The sequence below is a fragment of the Nostoc sp. DedQUE09 genome (genome assembly GCF_034530915.1).
In the GTDB taxonomy this organism is placed as follows: Bacteria; Cyanobacteriota; Cyanobacteriia; order Cyanobacteriales; family Nostocaceae; genus Nostoc.
In genome coordinates this window covers 130,559-154,893 of sequence record NZ_JAVRCE010000003.1, presented here as the reverse complement: position 1 = coordinate 154,893, position 24,335 = coordinate 130,559, and the positions used below count along the sequence as shown (strand labels likewise).

At 41.8% G+C, this 24,335-nt stretch carries 21 protein-coding genes and 2 pseudogenes; 12 read left to right on the top strand and 11 right to left on the bottom strand.

What is annotated here, in order from left to right; genetic code table 11:
* Window positions 1–10: 10 nt before the first annotated feature.
* Both RMY27_RS03095 and RMY27_RS03090 read right to left on the bottom strand, forming a co-directional pair.
* A complete protein-coding gene (locus RMY27_RS03095; protein ID WP_322660315.1) occupies window positions 11–2,947 on the bottom strand; it encodes a calcium-binding protein in 2,937 nt (978 codons plus the stop codon).
* A gap of 446 nt (window positions 2,948–3,393) precedes the next feature.
* On the bottom strand, window positions 3,394–4,125 hold the full coding sequence (locus tag RMY27_RS03090) for a phytochelatin synthase family protein (protein WP_322660313.1): 732 nt from the start codon (window positions 4,123–4,125) through the stop codon (window positions 3,394–3,396).
* A gap of 100 nt (window positions 4,126–4,225) precedes the next feature.
* Between RMY27_RS03090 and ggt the strand changes: the two genes are divergently transcribed.
* A complete protein-coding gene (gene ggt, locus RMY27_RS03085; protein ID WP_322660311.1) occupies window positions 4,226–5,983 on the top strand; it encodes a gamma-glutamyltransferase in 1,758 nt (585 codons plus the stop codon).
* A gap of 54 nt (window positions 5,984–6,037) precedes the next feature.
* On the opposite strand, the gene RMY27_RS03080 is transcribed toward ggt, so the two are convergent.
* Complete coding sequence (locus RMY27_RS03080) at window positions 6,038–6,301, bottom strand: hypothetical protein (protein ID WP_322660309.1); 264 nt, start codon at window positions 6,299–6,301, stop codon at window positions 6,038–6,040.
* Window positions 6,302–6,816: 515 nt separating this feature from the next.
* A complete protein-coding gene (locus RMY27_RS03075; RefSeq protein WP_322660307.1) occupies window positions 6,817–7,416 on the bottom strand; it encodes a DUF1802 family protein in 600 nt (199 codons plus the stop codon).
* Between the two features lie 71 nt (window positions 7,417–7,487).
* On the opposite strand from RMY27_RS03075, the pseudogene RMY27_RS03070 reads away from it, so the two are divergent.
* Both RMY27_RS03070 and RMY27_RS03065 read left to right on the top strand, forming a co-directional pair.
* Window positions 7,488–8,015, top strand: a pseudogene (locus tag RMY27_RS03070) (aldo/keto reductase); the annotation flags it as partial.
* Window positions 8,016–8,719: 704 nt separating this feature from the next.
* Window positions 8,720–9,442: a hypothetical protein gene (locus RMY27_RS03065; RefSeq protein WP_322660305.1), complete on the top strand. Its 723-nt coding sequence runs from the start codon at window positions 8,720–8,722 to the stop codon at window positions 9,440–9,442.
* Between the two features lie 157 nt (window positions 9,443–9,599).
* Here RMY27_RS03065 and RMY27_RS03060 read toward each other — a convergent pair whose 3' ends face one another.
* Window positions 9,600–10,532 (bottom strand): alpha/beta fold hydrolase, encoded by a 933-nt coding sequence (locus RMY27_RS03060; RefSeq protein ID WP_322660303.1) that lies wholly within the window; start codon window positions 10,530–10,532, stop codon window positions 9,600–9,602.
* 147 nt (window positions 10,533–10,679) lie between these two features.
* Between RMY27_RS03060 and RMY27_RS03055 the strand changes: the two genes are divergently transcribed.
* The gene (locus tag RMY27_RS03055; protein WP_322660301.1) at window positions 10,680–11,561 is read left to right on the top strand and encodes a shikimate dehydrogenase; all 882 of its coding nucleotides are present in this window, start codon (window positions 10,680–10,682) and stop codon (window positions 11,559–11,561) included.
* Window positions 11,562–11,672: 111 nt separating this feature from the next.
* On the opposite strand, the gene RMY27_RS03050 is transcribed toward RMY27_RS03055, so the two are convergent.
* Together RMY27_RS03050 and RMY27_RS03045 are read right to left on the bottom strand one after the other, a co-directional pair.
* Window positions 11,673–13,055 carry an aminopeptidase P family protein gene (locus RMY27_RS03050; RefSeq protein WP_322660299.1) on the bottom strand — a complete coding sequence of 461 codons (1,383 nt, stop codon included), beginning with the start codon at window positions 13,053–13,055 and terminating at the stop codon, window positions 11,673–11,675.
* 38 nt (window positions 13,056–13,093) lie between these two features.
* Entirely contained in the window at window positions 13,094–13,348 is a 255-nt protein-coding gene (locus RMY27_RS03045; protein WP_322660297.1) for a hypothetical protein, read from the bottom strand.
* Window positions 13,349–13,521: 173 nt separating this feature from the next.
* Here RMY27_RS03045 and RMY27_RS03040 point away from each other — a divergent pair, with 173 nt between their 5' ends.
* Both RMY27_RS03040 and RMY27_RS03035 read left to right on the top strand, forming a co-directional pair.
* Window positions 13,522–14,328 carry a PhzF family phenazine biosynthesis protein gene (locus RMY27_RS03040; RefSeq protein ID WP_322660295.1) on the top strand — a complete coding sequence of 269 codons (807 nt, stop codon included), beginning with the start codon at window positions 13,522–13,524 and terminating at the stop codon, window positions 14,326–14,328.
* A 455-nt stretch (window positions 14,329–14,783) separates the two neighbouring features.
* Window positions 14,784–15,233, top strand: a complete 450-nt coding sequence (locus RMY27_RS03035) for a DUF4332 domain-containing protein (protein WP_322660293.1) — start codon at window positions 14,784–14,786, stop codon at window positions 15,231–15,233.
* A gap of 78 nt (window positions 15,234–15,311) precedes the next feature.
* On the opposite strand, the gene RMY27_RS03030 is transcribed toward RMY27_RS03035, so the two are convergent.
* Window positions 15,312–15,926 (bottom strand): TetR/AcrR family transcriptional regulator, encoded by a 615-nt coding sequence (locus RMY27_RS03030; protein WP_322660291.1) that lies wholly within the window; start codon window positions 15,924–15,926, stop codon window positions 15,312–15,314.
* Between the two features lie 151 nt (window positions 15,927–16,077).
* Here RMY27_RS03030 and RMY27_RS03025 point away from each other — a divergent pair, with 151 nt between their 5' ends.
* From RMY27_RS03025 to RMY27_RS03010, 4 genes are all read left to right on the top strand, one after another.
* Window positions 16,078–17,769 (top strand): pitrilysin family protein, encoded by a 1,692-nt coding sequence (locus RMY27_RS03025; protein WP_322660289.1) that lies wholly within the window; start codon window positions 16,078–16,080, stop codon window positions 17,767–17,769.
* Between the two features lie 35 nt (window positions 17,770–17,804).
* Window positions 17,805–19,304, top strand: a complete 1,500-nt coding sequence (locus RMY27_RS03020) for a pitrilysin family protein (RefSeq protein WP_322660287.1) — start codon at window positions 17,805–17,807, stop codon at window positions 19,302–19,304.
* A gap of 401 nt (window positions 19,305–19,705) precedes the next feature.
* On the top strand, window positions 19,706–20,353 hold the full coding sequence (locus tag RMY27_RS03015) for a Uma2 family endonuclease (protein WP_322660449.1): 648 nt from the start codon (window positions 19,706–19,708) through the stop codon (window positions 20,351–20,353).
* Between the two features lie 254 nt (window positions 20,354–20,607).
* Window positions 20,608–21,807: an alpha/beta hydrolase gene (locus RMY27_RS03010; protein WP_322660285.1), complete on the top strand. Its 1,200-nt coding sequence runs from the start codon at window positions 20,608–20,610 to the stop codon at window positions 21,805–21,807.
* Window positions 21,808–21,852: 45 nt separating this feature from the next.
* On the opposite strand, the gene RMY27_RS03005 is transcribed toward RMY27_RS03010, so the two are convergent.
* Complete coding sequence (locus RMY27_RS03005; RefSeq protein ID WP_322660283.1) at window positions 21,853–22,467, bottom strand: hypothetical protein; 615 nt, start codon at window positions 22,465–22,467, stop codon at window positions 21,853–21,855.
* A 194-nt stretch (window positions 22,468–22,661) separates the two neighbouring features.
* On the opposite strand from RMY27_RS03005, the pseudogene RMY27_RS03000 reads away from it, so the two are divergent.
* Both RMY27_RS03000 and RMY27_RS02995 read left to right on the top strand, forming a co-directional pair.
* Window positions 22,662–22,784: pseudogene (locus RMY27_RS03000) on the top strand (Uma2 family endonuclease); the annotation flags it as partial.
* A 166-nt stretch (window positions 22,785–22,950) separates the two neighbouring features.
* Window positions 22,951–23,382 carry a biotin carboxylase gene (locus tag RMY27_RS02995; RefSeq protein WP_322660281.1) on the top strand — a complete coding sequence of 144 codons (432 nt, stop codon included), beginning with the start codon at window positions 22,951–22,953 and terminating at the stop codon, window positions 23,380–23,382.
* A 195-nt stretch (window positions 23,383–23,577) separates the two neighbouring features.
* Here the strand turns inward: RMY27_RS02995 and RMY27_RS02990 are convergent, their stop codons facing one another.
* Complete coding sequence (locus RMY27_RS02990) at window positions 23,578–23,847, bottom strand: YggT family protein (protein ID WP_322660280.1); 270 nt, start codon at window positions 23,845–23,847, stop codon at window positions 23,578–23,580.
* 128 nt (window positions 23,848–23,975) lie between these two features.
* Window positions 23,976–24,329: a hypothetical protein gene (locus RMY27_RS02985; protein WP_322660447.1), complete on the bottom strand. Its 354-nt coding sequence runs from the start codon at window positions 24,327–24,329 to the stop codon at window positions 23,976–23,978.
* Window positions 24,330–24,335: the final 6 nt, after the last annotated feature.

Here is a 24,335-nt window from a genome sequence, read left to right as displayed (position 1 = left end):
AGGATAACGATTAAACAACCACAAAATTATTGTTCGTTAATGACAAACCAGCAGATAATCCGGCAAATTGTACTTGAGTAAATGCGCCTGCACTACCATCAGAGTCAAAGAACAATGCACCTGTAGCGGAGTTATAAATAAATCGCTGGAGAAGAGTGGTTGCAGATTCTCCAAGTGTAAACTGACTTGCCTGAAGTACACCTACTGATAAACCGCCACCAAAACCAGCAGCCGACACCTGAATTAATTCATTCGGTTCATTAATGCTACCGAAGTCACGTATCAGATCAAGACCTTCATCGAAACTATTGAAAACAAAGGTATCAGTGCCACCTTCCCCAAAGAGCCGATCATTACCCTTGCCACCGATGATGATCGCATCGCCAAAGCCACCTCTGAGGGTGTCATTACCATTGCCACCTTTGAGGGTGTTATTACCAGTGGAAGGAGAGGCTATCAAGGAATCATTACCATCGCCCCCATCTAATATATTGTCTGCTGAACTGCTAACATCCAATGTATCGTCACCAACACCACCGTTGAGGGTGTTCTCACCAGAGGTGTTAATAGCAGAGAGGAAATCATTACCATCGCCCCCATCTAATAAATTATCGCCTGCTGAACCGTAAATATCTAATGTATCGTTACCAACACCACCGTTGAGGGTGTTATCGCCAGATATGCTACCCCCAACGTAATTTCCAAGTTCATCGTAAATGTAACTCAAGGCCTGTAAAGAATCATTGCCATTGCCTCCATTGAGGAGATGATTCCCTGTTGAAAAACTAATATCCAAGATATCTTCACCAGCGCCGCCATCTATTGTATCGTTACCATTGCCTGAGCGGAGTGTATCATTACCATTGCTTCCCAAAAGATAATCATCGTAGTCTGTACCTGTGATATTTAATTGTTCGATATTCTTGTAGCTAAACACTGTTGTGTCCGGTGTCGAAGAAATTACTACAGTGTTATTAGTTGGATTGAAAGTCGAAGTAATTCCGGTGGTAGCACTGCTATAACTGAAAGACAAGCTGTCGTTACCTGTTCCCCCGTCTACTGTTTGAGTTACTAACGTAGATAGGGAGGGGAAATTTAAAGAATCATCGCCATTGCCGCCATTGAGGGTGTTATTGCCATCGTCACCATTGAGAGTATCATTGCCATCGTCACCATTGAGAGTATTATTGCCATCGCCACCCCTCAAAATGTCATTGCCACTTAAGCCTTCAATAATGTCATCACCCCCTTGACCATTGATGACATCATTTGAATTGTCAAATCCACTAACATTGTTGTCTAGGTCATTTAGGAAGGTGACTGTATTTTTTTTAAAGACAGTGCTTTGGGTGGAGTTAGCATCGAAGACATCAAAGCTGTCGGTGATGGTAGTTTGCCCAAAAAACAGAATACTACCTAAATCTACAGTGGCTCCATTAGATTTGCTGAGGTTATCCAGGTTGGAGAGGGCAAAGTTTTCCAGGATGAATCTGGTATCACCATTTCCTTGAAAGCTGATTGACAAACTTGTGCCATTCTGGGTGAGAAGCAAGTTTTGAGCAGTGAAACCACTATTGTCCTGGAATATCAGAGTATCCACTTCGGCTATGACTGCTGCTGTCGGGTTTATTCCTTCACCTACTCCAGTAAAATCGGCGATCGTATGAGTGCCAGTATTAATTGTGTAGTTGCTTAGGCCTTTGTAAACAAATTTATCCTTACCACCGCCGCCTGTGAGGCTATCATTACCATTACCACCTGTGAGGCTATCATCGCCATTACCACCGTTGAGGGTGTTATTACCAGTGGCACCAGAGGCTGTTAGAGTATCATTACCATCGCTCCCAGAAAGGAGGTTCTTGCCAGATGAGCGAGAGCTGAAGTAGGAGTCCGAATATTGGTAAAAATAGCCAGAGATGTCTAGAAAATCATTGCCATCGCCTCCCAAAAGCAGGTTATCGCCTGATGAACCTGTAGCACTCAAGATATCATCACCAGCACCACCGTTGAGGGTGTTATCGCCTTCTGAGCCAGAGATAGACGCTGAATACTGCTCACTGCTTCCACTTCCAGAGATGGAAAGAGAATCATTGCCATCGCCTCCATCTAAGAGGTTATCGCCAAGTGAACCGCTAGCATTTAAAGTATCATCACCAACACCACCGTTGAGGGTATTATTGCCTAAAGAGCGATCGTCGTAGTCTGGTGCGTAGGAATAGTACTTGTAGCTGCCAGAGATGGAGAGAAAATCATTGCTATCGCCACCATTAAACAGATTATTGCTTGAGGGGGAGTCAGCATACAGAGTATCGTCACCAACACCACCGTTGAGGGTATTATTGCCCGCGCCACCCCTCAAAATGTCATTGCCACTTAAGCCTTCAATAATGTCATTACCACCTTGACCATTGATCACATCATTGGAATTGTCAAATCCACTAACATTGTTGTCTAGGTCGTTTAGGAAGGTGACTGTATTTTTTTTAAACACAGTGCTTTGGGTGGAGTTGGCATCGAAGACATCAAAGCTGTCGGTGATGGTAGTTTGCCCATAAAACAGAATATTGCCTAAGTCTACAGTGGCTCCAGTGGATTTGCTGAGGTTATCAAGGTTGGACAAAGCAAAGTTTTCCAGGATGAATTTGTATCTACCAAACTCTTGAAAGCTGATTTCCAGACTTGTGCCATTCTGGGTGAGGAGCAAGTTTTGGGCAGTAAAGCCACTATAGAGGTGGAAATTTAGGGTATCCACTTCGGCAATGATTGCTGCTGTTGGGTTTGTTCCTTTACCTACTCCACCGAAATCGGCGATCGTATTAATGTAGTTTGAGCCGCCCTCAAAAAATATATCGTTGCCACCGCCACCAGTTAAAGTGTCGTATTCCTCGTAGTAATCAATAGCGCCCTGTAGGGTGTCGTTACCGTTGGTTCCAATGATAATTGCCATAAGTTTTTCCTACCTGAATCGATTTTGGGAGTAACTTTAGTTGTCAATAATCGAGTTAGTGCTGTTTAATTGCACAAATAATGTACCAAAAATTAAAGCTTTCGGAATACTATTCAGTCTTTAGATAGAGCCACAAATTATTCATTAAAGATTTCCCCTTTAATTCGCTTACAAACATTACTATCCGAGTATTGAGGACTATCTAAGTCTTAAGCACTGTACAAAATTTAGTTGGTTTGTCAACGCATAAGTCTTACTAGTTTCAAATAGCTAGGAAACACTTAAGACAGCATAAAACAGGAAATCTGTATGCATTCGTTGTCAGCATAGCTTGCCGCCGTAAGCATCGCCCGTGAATTTCTATCTAGAAAGTAGGAAACATCAAAATCACTTACATACAGGATAAGCGATCGCAGGATTGATAAATTCAATGAACAGATTGTTAATTAAAGGTTTTTGCTTACAAATACAAAGCCACGGCTCTTCTTTGATACGGAATCATTTGTCAGCATTGCTTTCCATAAATCTGTTGTTTTTACCCAAACTGGTGGATACTTATAACGAGAAACATCAAGAATTAAAAATCTATCTGTTTGCTCATTATATGCCGCTACAGGAGAAATATGTCCACCTTTCTCTTGACCAATTTCTTTGCGTAAATAGTTTACTAAAATGAAATTTTGCGGTTGTTTTAAATTTTCTGCTGCTTGTTTGCGGAACTGCTCTAAACTAGTGTCGGCAGCGTGGTAAACATTAACTTTAACGCCATAACTAGCTAGTAATTGCCCTAACTGTTCTAGAGTCATACCTTCGCGAGACACAGCTTCGGGAGTTAGCACTTTTTTTGTATTATCATTACTAAAAAAGTTTTCTTGAGTAAATACTCGATATGGCTTGTATTGTGGTACTTCTGGTGCTGGAATTTTTAGACTATTCAGTACCATAACCATACTAGCAACACCACAATATGCCTGATTATTTTGAGTGGTGAATTGCATACTCAAAGGAAAGAAGTCTTGATTGGACTTACTCTCAAATAATAATTTTTCACCTTCAGGTGTATTAAAACCAACTAAATTAGAGGATAGCGGTAATGTTTGAGAGAGAACGCTTCCACTAGAGATACATAATCCAATAGTTAAAGCTTTAAAAAATGTTTTACTTATTTTTCGCAACATAGGATTTATAAGTAATGTAAAATTTTCAAATCAGCTTGTATTAATAATCTCACACCACGATGCTAGACAAATATAAAATTTTAGGAGAAATTGTATAAAAATGCTTACTGTTGCTAAACCTAAGCGAGTTGCCAGCGTAATCTTTTCTTTTACTGTCTTACTTTACAGCCAAGTCGCATCAGCCGCCTTAACTTTACCTTTACGCAGCAAGAAGGGAATGGTGGTTTCAGCCCATCCTTTAGCAAGTGAAGCGGGAATTTTGATGTTACGTAAAGGGGGTAATGCAGTGGATGCAGCCGTCGCTACAACCTTTGCACTTTCTGTAGTTGAGCCTTTTTCAGCCGGAATCGGTGGCGGCGGATTTTTACTGATGCACTCTGAGAAAACTGGCGAGATGAAAGCGCTAGATTTCCGCGAACGCGCACCCCTAAAAGCCACAAGAAATATGTATCTAGAGGCAGAAGGAAAAGTGCGTCCCAATGCAAGTATTAATGGTTATTTGGCAGTAGGGACACCAGGAACGGTAGCGGGACTTTATGAAGTGCATCATCGCTATGGTAAGCTTTCTTGGCAAGAGGTGGTGAAACCTGCGATCGCACTCGCTAAAGATGGTTTTATTCTTAGCAATATGGTAACTTGGCGTTCTCTGCAAGCAAACGATCCCCGCAAGCAAGTAGTTCTCAACAATCCGGCAGCGCGGGAAATTTTCACTCGCAAGGGTGAATTTTACCAACCAGGGGAAAAGCTAGTGCAGCGTGATTTGGCACGCACTTTAACAGCAATTGCCGAAAATCCCCAAAGTTTTTACACCGGAAGTATTGCTCGTGCGATCGCTTCTGATATGGTAAAAAATGGTGGTTTAATTACTCTCGAAGACCTAAAAGCTTATAAGCCAATCTGGCGTACTCCCATTTGTGGCAATTTCCGCAAAGCTAAAATTTGCTCAATGCCACCACCATCATCAGGAGGCGTTCACCTATTGCAGATTTTAAATATTATCGGTGACACAGATTTGAAATCTTTGGGATGGCATGATCCAGACGCGATACATTTAATGGTAGAAGCAATGAAGATTGCTTATAGCGATCGCTCAAAATATTTAGGCGATCCTGATTTTGTCAAAGTCCCTGTACAAGAACTGCTCAGTCCAGCTTACGCCAAAAAACGTCGTCAAGAAATTAATATGCAAATGGCTCGACCCTCCACCGAAGTCAAGCCAGTAGATTTAAATTCAAAATGTCTGCGTCTTCCCTCATTCCCTTGTCTTCCCCATGAATCTCCCCAAACCACTCATCTGACTGTTGTGGATGAACAACACAACGCTGTAAGTCTGACTTTCACGATTAACCTCATTTTTGGTGCGGGTATTGTGACACCGGGAACTGGAATTGTTCTCAACAATGAGATGGATGATTTTGCCGTTGCGCCAGGAGTACCTAATGCTTTTGGTTTGGTTGGTAATGATGCCAACAGCATTGCACCCCGCAAAACTCCTTTATCCAGCATGACTCCCACAATTGTCACAGAAAATGGTCATTTTCGGATGGCAGCAGGCGCGCCTGGTGGTAGCACCATCATCACCCAGGTTTTGCAAGTAATCCTGAATGTGCTGGAATACAACATGGATGTTGGTGCAGCTATTTCTGTTCCACGCATACATCATCAATGGCTGCCAGATGAGTTGCGCGTTGAATCCTGGGGCTTGGATGCTTTGACTTTGCAAGACTTACGCCGTCGGGGGCACAAAATTAAGGAAACTACTCCTTGGGGTAATGGTAACGCGATCGCTGTTACATCTGATGGAACTTTAGAAGGAGCCGCCGATCCTCGCGGTGAAGGTTCCCCCAGAGGTTTGTGAGGAAGACGCCGGGACACAAAAAATAACTAATGACAAATGACAAATGATAAATGACTATTGATTTTGGATTGTTGACTCTGCGTAACTGCTGCTGCCAAACTCGTTTGCCCGTGCGCTAGGTACTAGTGTCCAACCTGCTTTCAAAAGTTTTTGATAAGTTGCCCAACCTTTAGAGCCACCTGGTATTTGATAATCTGGGACTGTAAAATGTCCAAAAGCTGTATAAGGACGCCAGGGTTGATTGGGTTCTGTCTGCAAATACAAAATTTTCTCTCCGTCGCCACCAGACTTAGATAACCAGCACATTTGTCGATGCATTGCAAACTCCTTTGCTTTTAGCTAATGATGCATAATAGCTGATCTTTGTCAAGCTAATTATCACCCTTGGGGATAATTTTTGCCTAATACTTTAGACAAAATGTAATTAAGTTCTATCCACTGCGGGATAATTGCTTAACAACTCATAGCCTGGAAGACAGCTGCTAACGGGACATAAAGATAAACAGTTTTGCCTCACCTTGTTTATTGGGTGAGATTTTTCCCATGTTATCCGCGTTTTTTGCGATCGTGTGTAACAATCACTACTATTTTGGCTGAGGCTCGGAATCAAACTATTTGTTTTTCTGCTGAGATATATAAGCGCAGATTCTAGAAGTTAGTTATAAAGTTTCGTTGATTAAACACTCTGAGCAAACAATATAAAATCTATTTTGATGTTGGTTGTCTATAATCGTCCGTTTGATGACGAGATACAATTTCGTATTTATCTATAAGCTAAATTTAAATCCCCGACTTTTTAAACAAGTCGGGGATTTGAGCAACAAGTTGGGTTACTAGAAGGATGGAGCATACAATTTATCGCCGACAATCTCGCGAATTGTCTCTACTAGTTGGCTGTATGCAAAGTTAGATAAAACTGGTTGTGCTGTTTGCAACTGAATTTCTCGATCTAAATCAATCCATGACTTGCAGCCACCGTATTTGGCGTAATAAGGAATTTCTTGCTCAAGCGGTAGTTTATATGTTCGTAAGAGGAGAATATAAAGGGGTTGACGTGCTTTCCATTTGAGGCGATCGCTAATAAAATGCTCGTTCCAAATATGGAAGGGAAGTAAGTTGTTAACAATAGATTCGTCACTACAGGGCAAAATATCTGTAATTTCAGCCCAACTACCAATGCGAACTGTTTCAGGATGCCAGCCTGATGTTACTGGATAGACATTATTGGCATATTCAGCTTTCAGCATGAAAGCTTGTTGATGTTCATAAGTAGGATAAAGCAGAATTTGCTTGTGAGCAACTTGGAAATGTCCATTTCGTTCGTGGATACCGCCTTTGCGGAGCAACATAATTGTTTTGCCACCTTCCAAGGCATTTATGGCAACTGCCCATTCTTTGAGAGCATGAAAAGTTGTAGTCAATTCCATCGGCATCTACTGTAACTCTGATTTAATTTGAAGTTAAGGCTGACAAAGTATGAACCTATCCAAGGCAATAAATTAGGAAAGCGATCGGTGTTTCCAATTTTTCTGGCGTCCAGTTAGGAGAAGCAGCAAGTTATGGACGTATTGATAGTTTACAACCATCCTATTCTTTATTCTGGAGACAGGTAGAACAAGATGCATTGCCCTATTGTATCGAAAACAATATTTCTATCCTTGCTTATTCGCCTTTAGCTCAGGGGTTGTTAACAGGAAGATTTGCTCTCAGTCACAAATTTGACCCAATAGATAACCGTGCTAAAAATAAACTGTTTCAAGGCGAAAACTTTGAACGTGTTCAACAAGCGCTAGAAAAACTGCGTCCTATAGCCCTTCTTTATAATTGTACCCTCGCTCAGTTAGCTTTAGCCTGGTTAATTGCTCAACCTCAAACAAATGCGTAGACGCGTCTTAGCGGCTTGTCGGCAGACATCGCTGGAGGGCGTTATCCCGAACAAGCACGAGATAACGCTTTAGCCGCCCAAATCCCAGAAATTGATGCCATTAGCCGTATTGTCATCGACCATCTGGATGACAATCAGATTATGTAGGATTGATGACAATGCAGTTTGGTTACTATGCTTAATCTATTCAATATCCCTATAACTTTCTTTAAAAGATAGCTGGGGATCAAATTTATGGTTCTAGATTGCAAAATCTAACAAAACGTCAACTTTCGTAAACTAAGGATTGCAACTCACAAATTAAGTGATAACTTAAATAGTAGGACACCAAACCAAATAAAACCAAACAAAAAGGGTCAATGACTTAGTGTCCCCTTGTCATCAGCCCAAGCAAATTTCAGCATATCAAATGTGATAAAAGTGGCAAAAAGCCTAATGTAGAAGGCAAAGCCAAATCCTAAAGCGGAAAAACGCAAGAATGCTGAGTTTGTTAGTTTTTTAGTCCACCCTAGTTATTAACCTTCAGTTAGTTAATTAGTTTAAAATTTGAAAGCTGTAAACTCGATAAAACCTGGTCAACCTCGACCAGGTTTTTGGTATTTTACTGTAATATAATTTTCTGAATACGGCAGGATTCTTGGTGGGGCTTTGTTAAGTTGAGCGACAGATAAACCCAACAAAGTCTTGATAATGTTGGTTTACCCTTGGGGAAGCAAGCTACATTCCTCAAGTCAACCTACATCAGTATAATTTTTAGTCTTAACTGAACTAAATTAAAGCGTACTGGACTCTAGCTAATTTTCTAGCAGGGAATAAAATAGGACAGCAACATATCCTGCTAGGAGAATTTGATGATAAATTATCGCTTTTTAAATAAAATTACTACAGTTATGATTGTAACTGCCCTTTCTTTTTCCTGTAAGTCTTCTGTTATTAGAAATACAGAACAGGCAAAAGCAACTGAGAAACCGAAGCCACAACAAAATCTTATCTATGGCGATTTAATTATTAAAGAGCAATCAGATTATCTAATGATTCCTGTTAGTCTTGCAGAGCAGAATGAAGATAAAGGAATTGATTTAAACCTTTCACGTTCTTATGAATATGAAAGGAGTAACCAATTATTATATAACATTATCTTTTATCGAAAGCAAGATGGTGAAGCTCATCTTTTATTAAATAAAAAAGCCGCGATCGCCTCCTTCGATTTACTGGAGGTAAAAGCGGCAAACAAGCCAACTACAAGAGTTTGGTTGTATAAAATCATTGACGAAGACACAAATACAGATAAAAAACTCAATAGTGAAGATGCTACTATTGGCTATCTATCTGACTTATCAGGTAAGAACCTCCAGCAAATTACCCCAAATAATAGTCGAATAATCAGTTGGGTTATTGTTCCAAGTCAAAATGCAATTTTTCTAAAAATTATCAAAGATTCGGATAATGATAAAAAGTTTACAAAAGAAGATAAAACGAATTTTGTAAGGGTTAATTTCGATAAAATCGGTATGGGAACCGAGATTATTAGCGATCAAATAGAGCAAGAAATTAAATCTTATGTTTTTAAGTAACTTGGTTGTAGTAAGCGCCTGAAGTCACTTACTACTAACCTTTAATCCAATACGGTTCAGTGCATATAATTGGTCTTTCAAGACGCGATTTATCGTGTCTGTACATAGGGTTTTGGGTTTATCTGAACTGTATTGACCTTTAATCATTCATGCCCACTTACTTAGACAAAACCCAATCGCATAAAAGTTGGTTTACTTTATCCGGTATTTCATCATGAGGACAATGACCTGCCGTTAAGAAATATTCTGTTAATTCAGGACAATATTGGCGAAACTTTGGAGAACGTTCTCTAGTATTCATCCAAGGGTCAGCTTCTCCCCACAACATCAATAAAGGACAAGTTAATTGCTTTAGTAGCACATCAACTTTTTCCCCTTGAGGACTGCTAAAAACTGAAACAAACACATCCAACGCACCCGGATCAAAAGCAGGACGAGAAATTTCTTCTACCAATTGGTCTGTAACTGCACTTTTATCAAGATACACCTTTTCTAAAGTTTGGCGAATTACCCAACGTTGTCGCACATATTGAAATAACAGAAACTGAGCTAAAGGTTGTTGAAACATCCATTTAACCGAATCACCCAAGAGTTTCTCTAAAGAAGAGGGTTGTTTGGGTGGCTGAATTTCGCTTTGTAAAGCTTCAGGTTCAGATGTCGGTTGGCTTTCGCTAAAAGGCCCGGCACTATTGAGCAACACTAATCCAGCTGCACTGTCGGGACGTTGTGCAGCAACACACAAGCAAGCATAGCCACCAAGGGAATTACCTGCTAATACTGCTTTTTGACCAATCACTTCGCTGATAAAATCATGAAGTTGATCGCGCCACAAGTCGCCACTGTACTGCAATTTTGGTTTAGCCGATCGCCCAAATCCCAAAAGGTCGATCGCAAATACTTCAAAATCTTGACACAATCCTGTGATATTCTTGCGCCAGTGGTCTGTAGAAGCACCAAATCCATGTACTAAAAGTAAGGGCGGACGTTGCGCTTGCTTCTCTCCCGCACGCACATAGTAAACGTTGTGCCCGCGCCACTGCCAATATTTGCCAGGAATTGGAGTTGTAGAGGAGGCTGTAGTTACCTGCATGATTTAAAGAAATGTTAAGTAGCTTTTAATAATTGTAAGCTAGATGCAGGGATTGGGGCAGGGAAGCAGGGGAGCAGGGGAGCAAGGGAGCAGGGGGGATAAATGACAAATACTTCGGCTTCGCTCAGTACAAGTGACTAATGACAAATGACAAAAAAAATTACAGGTAAAACTAAACTACTAGGAGTCATTGGACATCCTGTGGAACATTCGCTGTCGCCAGTGATGCATAATGCTGTGCTCGCACAATTAGAATTAGATTACATTTATTTACCTTTTCCGATTGAACCACAGAATTTAGAGATGGCGATCGCAGGTTTAGCTGCTGTTGGGGTTGCCGGCTTTAATGTGACAATACCTCACAAGCAAGCAATCATCCCCCTACTGTCAGAAATTACGCCCCTGGCTCAAACTATCGGAGCCGTGAATACTGTTAGCCGCCAAAATAACCAATGGGTAGGTACGAATACAGATATAGAAGGATTTATTGCCCCTTTACAAACAACATATAAACAAGATTGGAGTCAGAAAGTAGCGATAATTTTAGGCAATGGTGGTGCAGCTAGAGCAGTTGTAGCAGGTTGTACTCAGCTAGGTTTTGCCCAAATTCATGTTGTTGGGCGCAATATGCAGAAATTAGAAGAATTCCGCAATAGTTGGAGCAATTCATCTCTAGCTGAGAAATTCCAGCTTCATCAATGGGAGGAATTGCCAAAGCTAATTCCCCAAGCAAATCTGCTCGTAAACACAACTCCGATCGGGATGTATCCCAAAGTTGACGAATCGCCTTTGAGTGTAGAAGAAATAGCGAATTTACCAACGGGTGCGATCGCTTACGATTTAATATATATTCCTAAACCGACGCAATTTCTCCAGCAGGCTGAAAAACAAGGCGCAATTGCGATCGATGGATTAGAAATGTTAGTCCAACAAGGGGTAGCAGCATTAAAAATCTGGTTGCAGCAGGAAACTTTGCCTGTAGAAGTGATGCGCCAAGCCTTACAAAATCACCTTGGTTTAGGGGAGTGATGAAACTTAATTACCCCCCTTAATCCCCCCGATGCATTGGGGGGGAAACTAGAAATCCGGTTCCCTCCCCTTTGCAAGGGGAGGGTTAGGGTGGGGTAAAATTTAGCAAACTCAGCCATTAACTAAATTTTCTACACTATCAGCATCGTTCGGTAATGCAGCTGTTAAAACTTCGCTGCCTTCTGTAGTAACTAAAACATCATCTTCAATGCGGATACCACGGACATCAGCGAATTCAGATAAACGCTGCCAATTCACCACATTCTGATATTTTGAACGAACATTAGCATCATTTAAAATTGCTGGTACTTGATAAAAACCAGGCTCAATTGTGACTAACATTCCTGGACGCAGAGGGCGATTTAAACGGAGATAGCTTAAGCCAAAGCGATCGCTCCTTGCACGTCCCTCTTCATACCCTGCTAAATCGCCTAAATCTTCCATATCATGAACATCTAAACCCAGTAGATGACCGATACCATGAGGAAAAAACAGCGCGTGAGCATCCATCTCTACTAAATCTTGGGGATTTCCTTGTAGAATGTTTAACTCTACTAAACCTTCCGCGATCGCTGTAGCCGCTTGCAGGTGAATATCCCCATACTCTACACCAGGCTGGATTTTGGCAATGCAAGCATCATGGGCTGCCAACACCACATTATAAATATCTCTTTGGGTAGATGAAAACTTGCCGGAAACTGGCCACGTGCGAGTCACATCACCTGCCCAACCCATCTCAGTTTCAGCACCAACATCGGCAAGCAGTAAATCACCTGGTTGCAAACTATGGTGATAATGCTCGTTATGCAAAACTTCACCGTGAACGGTGACAATACTGTTGTAAGAGGTAGTCATATTGTGGGCAATAATTACCCCTTCCATCGCTGCCCGAACTTCTGCTTCTAGTTTGGCTTGGGGTGTTGCTGCCATTCCAGCTTTGTGAGCTTTGACAGTGACAGCCGCAGCTTTTCGCAACTCGGTTAATGCACCATCATCGTGGGTGAGGCGGAGAGAAACGATCGCCTTAGCTAACTCCAAGTCAATTCCTTGGGGAGGACTTTGTGGTAAAACCCATTTATTTAACACCTGTGATTGCTGCGTCCAAGTAGCTGCATCTTGGACAGCAAGTGTAGCGGCATTGTCTACCCAAGACTCTAATTCTGCCATTGGTCGAGCCACATCCGCCCCAATCTTCTCGGCTATTTCCTCGCGTGTTGGCATTTCTCCATGCCAAAGGGCGCTACTGGGTGACGGATCGTCGATGAATAGTTCTAGCTTGCCCGCTTCTAAACGAATTGCCGCTTTTGGTAATGGTATTCCGGCGAAATAGAGGAAATGACTGCTAGCACGAAACGGAAAGGGATTTGCAAGAAAGTTGCGTGGATTGTTACTACCTGACCACAGAATTACTGGAAAATCAATCAGGTTGGCTAGTTGTTGCCGTCGCTGGCGTAAAGTATCGACTAGGGAAGTAGAAGTTTGTTGGATAAGCATAAATGTCAAAAGGATAAAGGTGATAATTTTGCCTTTATTTAGTCGTTATCTTCTTTATCGTCATCGTTTTGATCATTTTTGCGATCGCCATCTTTGTCGTCACCATCTTTGTCGTCGTCATCTTTGTCGTTCTGGTTAGGTTGTAACTCTGGTTTTTGTTGCTCAATTGGTGCAAGTGGCCGCGGGGTTTCAACAACACAACTAACTAATCCTCCAGAAATTAGCGCTAAGTTGACAGCAGCAAAGATGCTTCTGAAGATTTTTATCCTCGCGTTTTCGGTTTGCTTTAACATTGATTCTAGTTTTTAGAGATTGTATTCCTAATTTCTAAGGTACTGTATATAACGATTCTGATTTGGATTAACACAGGGTAGAGCGCACGATATGTAATCGCAACGGTCAGCATAAATCTCTAACGCACTCCTGATAAATAATATATTGCTGTCTAATTTTCAAGGCGACTCTAATGGGACAAATCATTACTCAAGTTGATGCTTTTACCAATCAAGCTTTCGCAGGTAATCCTGCTGCTGTCTGTGTTTTGCCTACTCCCCAAAATGAGCGCTGGATGCAGAACGTAGCGCAGGAGATGAATTTATCTGAAACGGCTTTTTTAGTCAGACAGGATGATGGCTTTAATCTGCGTTGGTTTACGCCTACGGTGGAGGTGCCGCTTTGTGGTCACGCAACCTTAGCTAGTGCCCATGTACTTTGGTCAGAGGGACATTTGTCGCCTGATGAAGTTGCACGTTTTTATACTAAAAGTGGAGTGCTGATTGCGAAGTTACAAGGTGAGTGGATTGAGTTAGACTTTCCTGTAAATCACTCACAAGCAGCGATCGCACCTCCAGAACTGGGCCAAGCTTTGGGTGTACCCTACAAATCTGTCTTGCAGAATTCAATAGGTTATCTAGTGGAATTGGAATCTGAAGAATTAGTGCGGCAAATACAGCCTAATTTTCAACTGCTAAAAACCTTACTGCTTCCGAATGTTATTGTCACCAGCCTCACACAATCTGATTCTCAATATGATTTCGTCTCTCGCTTCTTTGCACCCGGATTAGGTGTTAATGAAGACCCCGTTACAGGGGCGGCTCATTGCTGTCTAGCTTCCTTCTGGCGCGATCGCTTGCGCAAAAATGAGTTCTTGGCTTATCAAGCATCTAGTCGCGGTGGAGTAGTGAAGGTATATTATGACGGAGGCGATCGCGTCTTTCTCGCTGGACAAACGGTAACTGTGCTACGAGGGGAGTTATTTACCGCATCAACCTAATATTACAAATCAATAATATCCAGCAAAAAGTCACTATCAAGAACTTGGGCAATAGAATAACCTCAAGAAAGTTATAGGAAGCGATCGCATCTTTTTTGCCATACAAGCTGTAATGCGCTTATCTTAGACTGTTTCGGTAAAAGTTAGACTTACCTCTTTTTTTAGTAAAGGTGTTGCTCTCTACATAATTTTCGTAAAGCGAAACAATCGCATTGTTAGGCAAAACAATCGCATTGTCAGGCGAAACAATGGCATTGTCGGGCGAAACAATGGCATTGTCGGGCGAAACAATGGCATTGTCGGGCGATGCAATGGCATTGTCACGCGATGCAATGGCATTGCAGAAGGTTGACTTAAAATTGTACGTCAATACAACACACTAAACCGCAAGAGCGTACTTTTGCGAAGAAACAACTGTCACAATATTTAAACAAGCCTATATTTTTATTTCAAAAATGTCTGCTAAACACCAAGATAGTAGAAATACTATCCAATCTCGTGATTGGCCAATTGAGCAATTACCTGGACTGAGCCATGAGGAACAATCTCAACTCCAAAATTGTGGGATTACTAGCACAGTAGCCTTAGTCAAACAAGGTAAAACTCTAGAGTCAAGACTAGCGTTAGCAAATAAACTACAGATTCATCTTCAGTATGTAAATAAATGGATAGCTTTAGCTGACTTGGCACGTATTCCCAGTGTCGGGACACAATATTGTGGTTTATTGCTCCATGCAGGTATTGGTTCTGTAGTGCAGTTAGCTCAAACTCCTACTCACAGATTGCACCAACAAATCATGCGTTTGCAGGTAGCAACAATGCAGCGCCGAGATTTGTGTCCAGCAATTGAGCTAGTACAACAGTGGAGTCAGCAAGCGAAAGTAGTGCTGAGTGCTGAGTGCTGAGTGCTGAGTGCTGAGTGGGAAGCAGGGGAGGATAATTAATGACAAATGACAAATGACAAATGACAAATGACAAATGCCCTACTCTTTAGCTAAAACACCATTAAGGAAAATATCAGCGAGTCCTTCGGCCATTTCCTGCATTTGTTGGGGAGAGGCATCAGGTTCGATGAGGGTGTTGTTAGAAAAACCTGCGATCGCAAACATTCCTAAGAAAACTTTCGCAACTAGCTTTGCGTCCCCTTGACGATAAATGCCTTTATCCATCGCTGTTTGAAAGAATGCTTCGCCGACATCAGTCATTTTGGTAATAACTTCTAATTGAATGCGATCGCGCAAATCGGGGTGAAATTGCACCTCCATAAAACAAACACGCATCAAATCGGCATTCTTTTGGAAATTCCACATCCGACGGCGCATCACCTGAGCGACGGCTTTATAGCTGCCCATTTCACTTAATTCTGTGAGCAAATCTGTAAGAATCTCTACCCAGCCATTCGTGGCTACTTCCACCAAAATTGCTTTTTTATTTGGAAAATGACGAAATAGAGTACCTTCAGCTATACCTGCCGCTTGTGCTAAATCACGGGTGGTAGTACCGTCAAATCCCTGAGAGGCAAACAACCGTTGCGCTGCCTGTAAAATCCGGGTGCGCGTCTGAGCCTCTGAGGGCGGGGAAGAATTAAAAACTCGCATAACAGTTATGGTTAGATATCCGTAACAAAACTTGTAGCATTATTATCTAATGTCAAGTGCAAAGAGCCACTGAAAGCTTAATACAAGATTAACGCTCTTTTGCTAAGTATCCTGTTATTTAGGTAATGTAACTTTATCTTAATTCTCGCTTATGAACCAGAGCAGTCGGTCAATTTTAGATTTTAGACTTCGGCTACGCTCAGTCGAACGATTGGGGACTTCGACTTCCCTCAGTCAAACGATTTTGGATTGGTCAGATCGAGTATCTGTCATATTGCGGCGGTTGTTTGTTGCTTTGTTAGCTTTGATCGTTCTCTCATGGGGGTTACTACCAGAAGTCGCTCTAGCTCAAACTCAGACAGCACCTCCTCCTCAAGAAACCAAAACTCAAACCCCGCCAGTTCAAAGTTCAATCCAACCTTATCTCGATCGAGTTATTAAGCAGTTAACGGAGTTTCGTCTCAACAATGGTTTGAAATTTATTGTTTTGGAACGACATCAAGCGCCCGTGGTTTCTTTTCTAACTTATGCGGATGTGGGCGGTGTGGATGAGCCAGATGGCAAAACTGGTGTAGCTCATTTTTTGGAACATTTGGCGTTTAAAGGCACAACCCGCATTGGTACACAAGATTACAAAAAAGAAAAACCGCTACTAGATACCTTAGAGCAGTTGAATGCTCAAATTAAAACAGCGAAAGCCGATGGCAAAAAAGATGAGGTTGCTCGGTTAGAAACTGAATTTAAACAAGTGGAATTGCAAGCAGCCAAGCTTGTCAAGCAAAACGAATTGGGGCAAATTGTCGAACAAGCGGGAGGTGTGGGTTTAAATGCCAATACTTCAACTGAAGCTACCCGTTATTTGTACAGCTTTCCTGCCAATAAGCTAGAACTTTGGATGTCATTGGAGTCGGAGCGATTTCTTGATCCGGTAATTCGTCGTGAGTTTTATAAAGAGAAAGATGTAATTTTAGAAGAGCGACGGATGCGGATAGAGAATTCACCCATTGGATTGATGGTAGAAAAGTTTGTCGATACTGCTTACAAAGCCCATCCCTACAGGCGTCCGGTGATTGGTTATGACCAAGATATCCGCAATTTGACACCAGAAGATGTCCAAAAGTTTTTTGATACTTACTATGTACCAAGTAATTTAACCATTGCCATTGTCGGAGATGTCAATCCAGCTGAGGTGAAAAAACTGGCGCAAACCTATTTTGGCCGCTTTCAAGCCAAAACCAAAGCTGTTGAACAAATTCCGGTAGAACCGCCACAACAACAAACACGGGAAGTGACTTTACAACTACCTTCTCAACCCTGGTATTTAGAAGGTTATCATCGTCCGGCGATTACTCATCCAGATAATGCCGTCTATGAAATCATTGGCAGTTTATTAAGTGATGGGCGCACGTCGCGGCTATATAAGTCTTTGGTAGAAAAGCAGCGTTTGGCGCTAAATGCTCAAGGTTACAGTGGATTTCCTGGAGATAAGTACCCAAACCTGATCTTTTTCTATGCTCTCACAGCTCCTGGTCATACAGTTGATGAATTGGCGGTGGCTTTACGTCAAGAAATTGACAAATTAAAAACTGAGCCTGTAGCAGCGGCTGATTTGCAACGAGTGAAAACCCAAGCGCGGGCGAGTTTGTTACGTATTCTCGATTCCAATATGGGCATGGCTCAACAATTGTTGGAATATGAGGTGAAAACTGGCTCTTGGCGGAATTTGTTTAAGCAGTTGGATGAGATTTCAGCGGTGACGACGGCTGATATTCAACGGGTGGCAAAGGAGACTTTTACGCCGAAAAATCGCACGATTGGGAAGCTGTTGTCGAAAAAAGGATGAAAAACGAACCGCAAAGGGCGCAAAGGAAGAGAGATATGCAGAGGTATAAGGTGAAGGGTAAAAGGCAGATAGCGTTGAAAATTCAAAATAGGAAGGGGCTGCTTTATGTTTTAGTTGCTGTTTTTGCGTGTTTACTTTTAACTTGTAATTTTTCTCTGGCGGCGACGGCTGAGGCGAAGCATTACACAGAATTGCAGTTACCACCGCTACCTGAGATTAAGTTACCCAAGTATGAGCGGTTTGTGCTGCAAAACGGCTTGGTTGTGTATTTAATGGAAGATCATGAGTTACCGTTGGTGAATGGTACAGCGTTTGTACGGACAGGGAATCGCTTGGAACCAATGGAGAAAGTTGGGTTGGCTGGTTTTACAGGCGCAGTAATGCGAACTGGAGGAACTAAGAAGCATTCGCCTGATGAACTCAACGAGATGTTAGAACAACGGGCGGCATCTGTGGAAGTTGGTATTAGTGAAGCTTTTGGTAGTGCTAGCTTTGACGCACTGAGTGAAGATTTAGAAACGGTGTTTGGGCTGTTTGCTGAGGTGCTACGATCGCCTGTATTTGCTCAAGAAAAGCTAGACTTGGCGAAAACTCAAGCCAAAGGTGGGATTGCCCGTCGTAATGACAATCCAGATGGGATTGCTAATCGAGAATTTAAAAAATTAATCTATGGCAAAGATAGCCCTTATGCTCGCACGATAGAGTATGCAACGGTAGATAAGGTTGAGCGTGAAGATTTGCTCAAGTTTTATCAGCAATATTTCCACCCCAATAATATGATTTTGGGGATTGTGGGTGATTTTGATAGTAAGAAAATGCGATCGCTGATTCAAGCTAAGTTTGCCAATTGGCAGCGTAACCCAGGTATTGCTAAACCCACATTACCAAAGGTTTTGCCAGCTAATACAGGTGGAGTCTTTTTTGTCAATCAGCCACAATTAACCCAAAGTAGTGTGCTTATCGGGCATTTGGGCGGACGTTTCGACAATCCTGATTATCCAGCGCTGGATGTATTGAATGGGGTGTTAAGTGGATTTGGTGGACGCTTATTTAATGAAGTGCGATCGCGTCAAGGTTTAGCATACTCTGTCTATGGCCAGTGGAGTCCCCGTTTCGACTATCCTGGCATATTTATTGCAGGTGGACAAACGCGATCGGATGCTACTGTCCAGTTTGTCAAAGCCTTACAAGCTGAAATCAAGCGCACCCAAACTCAAAGAGTGACAGCAAAAGAACTAGCTTATGCCAAAGAGTCTACACTCAACTCCTTTGTGTTCAACTTTCAAGACCCCGGCCAAACCTTATCACGGTTGATGCGATACGAATATTACGGCTATCCTGCTGATTTTCTCTTTCGCTATCAAAAAGCTGTCGCCGCCACCACAGCAGCCGATGTCCAACGGGTAGCACGAGAATATCTTAAACCAGAAAAGATTGTGACTTTAGTAGTGGGGAATCAAACCGCCATTCAACCGCCATTGACACAGTTAGCTAAACAGGTGACACCAATAGATGTAACGATTCCTGGTTCGTAGCCACAGGCTAAGAATTAATAGCGTAGATGGGTAGATACTCAGTATCCAAATAAAATCGCAAGCCTTAGATCCCCGATTTCTTAGACAGTCGGGGATCTTGTTTTTAAAATAATTTTTTCCATTATCGGGAAATGACCGAGGACAAATTGGAGTAACAAGTAGAAACTAAATCAGGAACCAAAACCTCTGGGGTTCCCAGAGGTTTTTCTCTACTCTATTCATCTTTATAGGAGCGATCGCTCCAGCATACACTTCTATAAAAGGCTTCTTCAAGCAAGCGATGTCTAACGACAACCTGCGGCATATCTGAGAATCTAGCGATGAAGCAGCAAAAATTGTCGCAGCGAATTATTGAACTAGAGTAAGCTAAATTTAGGTTTCAACTATCGGGAGTGGAGATGATGTTGTTGGAATTAAAGCGCATCCATGTTCCACCAGGACAAAGAGTGCTACTACGAGATGTAACCTGGCAGGAATTGGAAGCAATTCTAGAAGATTTAGGGGAACACCGTGCTGCACGAATTGCTTATGACAGGGGAATACTGGAGATTATGGCACCGCTGCCAGAACATGAATATGACAAAGAAATTATTGGTGATTTAGTCAAAGCGCTTCTAGAAGAGTTGAGTACTGAATTCATCAGCCTTGGTTCTACCACTTTCAAAAACCAAGCAATGGCTCAAGGTATAGAACCCGATCAGTGTTTCTATATAAAAAATGAATCTAAGATTCGCGGCAAGAAGCGGCTAGATTTAGCAGTAGATCCTCCTCCAGATTTAGCTCTAGAAATTGATATTACTTCTCGCACTCATCCTAATATTTATGAAGCGCTAAAAGTACCTGAGCTTTGGCGTTTTGAGCGAGGAAAGCTCAAAATTAATGTTTTGCAAGACGGACATTATGTAGAATCTCAACAAAGCCTGAATTTTCCTTTATTCTCAGTAATTGAAGCAATTCCCCAGTATTTGGAGCAAAGTACAACAGCAGGCAGAAATGCAACGCTCAAAGCTTTTCGTCTTTGGGTACAAAAACAGATACAACAGCAATAACTTATACTGTCACCATAATTCACAACACACAGTAGATTTCAAGTTAGCGAAGTATATAAGCTAGTCTACCGCAAAGCATAAATAAATACATTTGTATAACCCAAAAGCCAGATGTAGAGGCGTGATAAATCGCGTCTTGAAATACCCTGAATTCTGACTCCTGAATTCTGAATTCTGCTATAGAACTATTGCCAAACTTAGCGTTAGCAGATAAATTGTATTTCTTTGAAGTCATTATTCCCACATTTTAATCGATGTTTCTTAAACCCAAAATACTTTTATCATGGCTGGCATTATTACTCAGTTTTGCAACTCTATTTCTTAGTTCTTGGATTATTCTTCCTGCTCCAAATATGTTTTTACTCACACTAGCAGTAGGAGCGCCAGAAGTCAGTCCTTGGTTATTTTTATTAAATTTTATCTTTTTATTGCTGTCTTTATTCTATATCCGTCGCCGTAAATTACAGCGTTTAGTTTGCATTTTCAGTTTAATCGGATTGCTAATTTGTGGATGGGTGCTAGTGAATATCCCACCAACTCAGATGCAGATGGCTAAAGCGATGAAACAAGGGCTGGGAGTAAATTATCTAGAGCAAATTCCCGTTCAAGTCAGGGCTAAAATGCAAACCCATCCCTTTAACTTAGTTAATTTCTTCTGGGGTATTCCATTAGGGAAAACGCGTCATCAAAAAGATATTCTCTTTGCTTCTCCTGGAGGAGTACCTTTAAAAATGGAAGTTTACCAACCCCCAGAGGTAGGGAAATATCCAGCAGTGGTAGTAATTTATGGTGGAGCTTGGCAATATGGCAATACTCATGCCAATTCTGAGTTTAATCAATATATTGCTAATCATGGATATACGGTATTTGCGATCGACTATCGACACGCACCTCAATATCAGTTTCCATCTCAATTAGATGATGTGCGTACAGCCCTAAATTTTATTCGCAAACATGCAACTGAATATGAAGCCGATTCAGAACGTATGGTACTTTTAGGACGTTCTGCTGGGGCGCATCTAGCAATGCTAGCGGCTTATCAACCCGATGCACCACCGATTCGTGCTGTGGTGAACTATTACGGGCCTGTTAACTTAACTGAAGGATATAAAACACCACCAAATCCCGATCCTATAAATTCTCGCGCTGTTTTAAAAGCATTTCTTGGTGGTTCTTTAGAAGAATTGCCTAATCAGTATGAAATTGCTTCACCGATAAATTATCTAACGCACCCTTTACCGCCAACTTTATTAATTTACGGTAGTCGTGACCATTTAGTGCAAGCGCGATTTGGCAGACAGATGTACGAACGTTTACATGATGGCAACACTGCGGTTTTTCTAGAAATTCCTTGGGCAGAACACGCTTTTGATGCTGTTTTCAACGGTGTGAGCAATCAACTAGCGTTGTATTACACTGAGAGGTTTTTGGCTTGGGCGTTGTTCAGGCAATGATTTTATTAACAGACTCATTCACAAGTATTAAAAACTCAGCACTCCTTACTCCTTTTGAGGCCAGCGCCAATTGTAGCGATTCCATTCATACATTCCTTGAATTTCATACTCAGCGCCGTTAAAGAAGCGGACGACGCAATTAGTAGAGGAATCATCGCTATCGCTAGTTTCCTCGACCTTAATCACCATACACGGAAACCATTCCCGCTTACAAGGCCCATCCTCCTGCACCCATTCCCATAGTGCATTGGAAACTTCAATGCGATCGCCTACTCTTAACTTCAATGCATCCTCAAAATAAGAATACTTGTCAAAATGATATGACTCAACACGATTCAACCACTGTAAACCATAGCGTTGGCGAATAAAGTGTACCGTTCCAGAGTCCTGTTCTAGTAACCAGTCGTTGAGTAATTGCACTTTCCAAGTACGATTGCGTTGTTCTTCATCCTTAACAAATTGTAAAAATGCTTCTAACTCCTCTGGGGTAAGTTCGTCTAAAGGATTAGCAATATTTGACTTCCCAGAGGTAGAATTTCCCTGAATTTGCTCGATCACTTGCAGTAATATCTGTTTCTGCGTGTCAGTGAGAGGACAGCTTGCTGCATCACAATCATTAAAGGCTGCGAACATAGCTACTTCAATCTCATCTGGAGTCATAAGTTCATAGCAATTGAGGGGTTATTCCCCTAATTATTACAAATGTTAAATTCAAGTCTCCAATCACCCTGTAGTTAAATCATAAACATAATTAAATGTAAGATGCCTAATATTCAAGGAAGTCAGGAGTCAGCAGAAAAACTTGATTCCGTCTCCTGTCTTCTGAGTTCTTGGTATCGGTTTGGTATTTTCTAATGTTGACCCAAACTCAGCATCCCACAAAAGTCCTGACTTTTGAAGAATTTCTGGCTTATGACGATCGCACTGATACCCGCTATGAATTAGTGGATGGAGAGTTAGTAGAAATGCCACTCGAAGGGGACGGCGACCATTGCATCAGATATAGTACCTGATTGGGAATTGACCGTGGAGCAGGTATTTGCAGTGGCGAATTAATCAGGGAAGTAGAGAATAGAGAGTAGGGGTATGTTGTAAGCTGAGGTTATCAGTTAATAATTATTGAATTAAATCACGGGGTCTTTTATGCGGTTGCGTTCACTCACGGTCGTTTTTATTTCATGTCTCATTACCCTTCTATCGTGGGTGATTATTCCTCCAGCTGTAGCCCTGACACAGATTAAACTATTTGATGTCTCTTATAAAGATTGTCCACCAGAACTAGCAGAAGGGGCTGTTATCAGTAGTGGTAGCGCTGCTGCCAATTGTTTTCTTGTCATTGGCAAAGCAGAAAATGGCACTAATAAAACAGTCTACGACGCAGATATTTTTGGACGCATTTATGATGCAAATAATGACTCGGTAATGCAAAACCGCACTCGTTTAGGCTCTATTACCGAGGTGCCACCAGGTATTAGCGATTTTGAATTGAGAATTTCTGTACCGGCGAATCAGCCTACTCCGTTGAAGCTGAAGCAATTTAAGGCTGCGGGGTTTAGTGGTCAAGTGCGTAAGTAATTCTTAATTCCTAGTACTCCCCAAAGGCGAGAAACAGGCTAGGTAATTAACGTAAGTTGCTAGTTAGTGTTGTATAATAGTATTTTTTGATAACTAGCAACTTGGGTTAATTAGTAATTCGTAAAAAATTGTAGAGACGCTTGTATACTTAACGTCTCTACACAATTTTTTACCAAGGTAGTAATCAAAATCTTTCTATAAGGGCAGGTTGGCTGGAATGGCACTCAAAAGCCCGCTAACAAGATTGAGTGCTAAGAAAGCTAAGATCGGCGAAAAATCCATACCGCCCAGTGGGGGAATAATTGAGCGGAATAGATTCAGATAAGGGTCAGTTATTTGGGCTAAAGCGGCAAATGGCTGGTTATACCAGTTGATTGTCGGAAACCAGGTTAGCAAAACCCGGATAATTAGCAAATAGCTATAAAAGCTGACAAAGGTAATTAGTGTCGTAATCAGTAAACTCATGGATAGCTTTGTTTCCTCTAGGTGTCAAACGCGGTCTTATCTTTTAATTTTAATTTAGTCCAAAGTCAAAAGTGTTTGCGAATTTCACGTTTACCACACTTGACACGTTCACCACGCCTGAACAAACTTCAGGAGTCTTTAGTGAGGGAGCGATCATTGGCTGCTTGGGGTGAACTGCTATTAACATTTCCCAGTTGCTTTCGCACTTCATCAATTGTGGCATTTAGCTGGGCAATTTTATCTTCTAGCGATCGCCTGGCCGTTTCTATGCCGATGCTTTCACTTTCTGAGGCTTTCATCTGACGCCGCTTTGCTGCTATTTTCTTAGCTTCGGCTTGGCTATCTGTCAGTTCTGTCTCCTCTTCTATTAGCAATTCTGGATCGCGTCGAGAAGCAATCAGCGCCCCGATCACACCGCCAAATATGCCACCAACAAACGCCCCTGCTACAAAACCACTGCCAAAACCATCTCGCTGACTCATATCTTT

Bases quoted from the DNA above. Each gene is read 5' to 3' on its own strand.
- RMY27_RS03095 (WP_322660315.1), bottom strand. From the start codon at position 2,947: ATGGCAATTATCATTGGAACCAACGGTAACGACACCCTACAGGGCGCT.
- RMY27_RS03090 (WP_322660313.1), bottom strand. From the start codon at position 4,125: ATGTTGCGAAAAATAAGTAAAACATTTTTTAAAGCTTTAACTATTGGA.
- ggt (WP_322660311.1), top strand. From the start codon at position 4,226: ATGCTTACTGTTGCTAAACCTAAGCGAGTTGCCAGCGTAATCTTTTCT.
- RMY27_RS03080 (WP_322660309.1), bottom strand. From the start codon at position 6,301: ATGCATCGACAAATGTGCTGGTTATCTAAGTCTGGTGGCGACGGAGAG.
- RMY27_RS03075 (WP_322660307.1), bottom strand. From the start codon at position 7,416: ATGCCGATGGAATTGACTACAACTTTTCATGCTCTCAAAGAATGGGCA.
- RMY27_RS03065 (WP_322660305.1), top strand. From the start codon at position 8,720: ATGATAAATTATCGCTTTTTAAATAAAATTACTACAGTTATGATTGTA.
- RMY27_RS03060 (WP_322660303.1), bottom strand. From the start codon at position 10,532: ATGCAGGTAACTACAGCCTCCTCTACAACTCCAATTCCTGGCAAATAT.
- RMY27_RS03055 (WP_322660301.1), top strand. From the start codon at position 10,680: ATGACAAAAAAAATTACAGGTAAAACTAAACTACTAGGAGTCATTGGA.
- RMY27_RS03050 (WP_322660299.1), bottom strand. From the start codon at position 13,055: ATGCTTATCCAACAAACTTCTACTTCCCTAGTCGATACTTTACGCCAG.
- RMY27_RS03045 (WP_322660297.1), bottom strand. From the start codon at position 13,348: ATGTTAAAGCAAACCGAAAACGCGAGGATAAAAATCTTCAGAAGCATC.
- RMY27_RS03040 (WP_322660295.1), top strand. From the start codon at position 13,522: ATGGGACAAATCATTACTCAAGTTGATGCTTTTACCAATCAAGCTTTC.
- RMY27_RS03035 (WP_322660293.1), top strand. From the start codon at position 14,784: ATGTCTGCTAAACACCAAGATAGTAGAAATACTATCCAATCTCGTGAT.
- RMY27_RS03030 (WP_322660291.1), bottom strand. From the start codon at position 15,926: ATGCGAGTTTTTAATTCTTCCCCGCCCTCAGAGGCTCAGACGCGCACC.
- RMY27_RS03025 (WP_322660289.1), top strand. From the start codon at position 16,078: ATGAACCAGAGCAGTCGGTCAATTTTAGATTTTAGACTTCGGCTACGC.
- RMY27_RS03020 (WP_322660287.1), top strand. From the start codon at position 17,805: ATGCAGAGGTATAAGGTGAAGGGTAAAAGGCAGATAGCGTTGAAAATT.
- RMY27_RS03015 (WP_322660449.1), top strand. From the start codon at position 19,706: ATGTTGTTGGAATTAAAGCGCATCCATGTTCCACCAGGACAAAGAGTG.
- RMY27_RS03010 (WP_322660285.1), top strand. From the start codon at position 20,608: ATGTTTCTTAAACCCAAAATACTTTTATCATGGCTGGCATTATTACTC.
- RMY27_RS03005 (WP_322660283.1), bottom strand. From the start codon at position 22,467: ATGACTCCAGATGAGATTGAAGTAGCTATGTTCGCAGCCTTTAATGAT.
- RMY27_RS02995 (WP_322660281.1), top strand. From the start codon at position 22,951: ATGCGGTTGCGTTCACTCACGGTCGTTTTTATTTCATGTCTCATTACC.
- RMY27_RS02990 (WP_322660280.1), bottom strand. From the start codon at position 23,847: ATGAGTTTACTGATTACGACACTAATTACCTTTGTCAGCTTTTATAGC.
- RMY27_RS02985 (WP_322660447.1), bottom strand. From the start codon at position 24,329: ATGAGTCAGCGAGATGGTTTTGGCAGTGGTTTTGTAGCAGGGGCGTTT.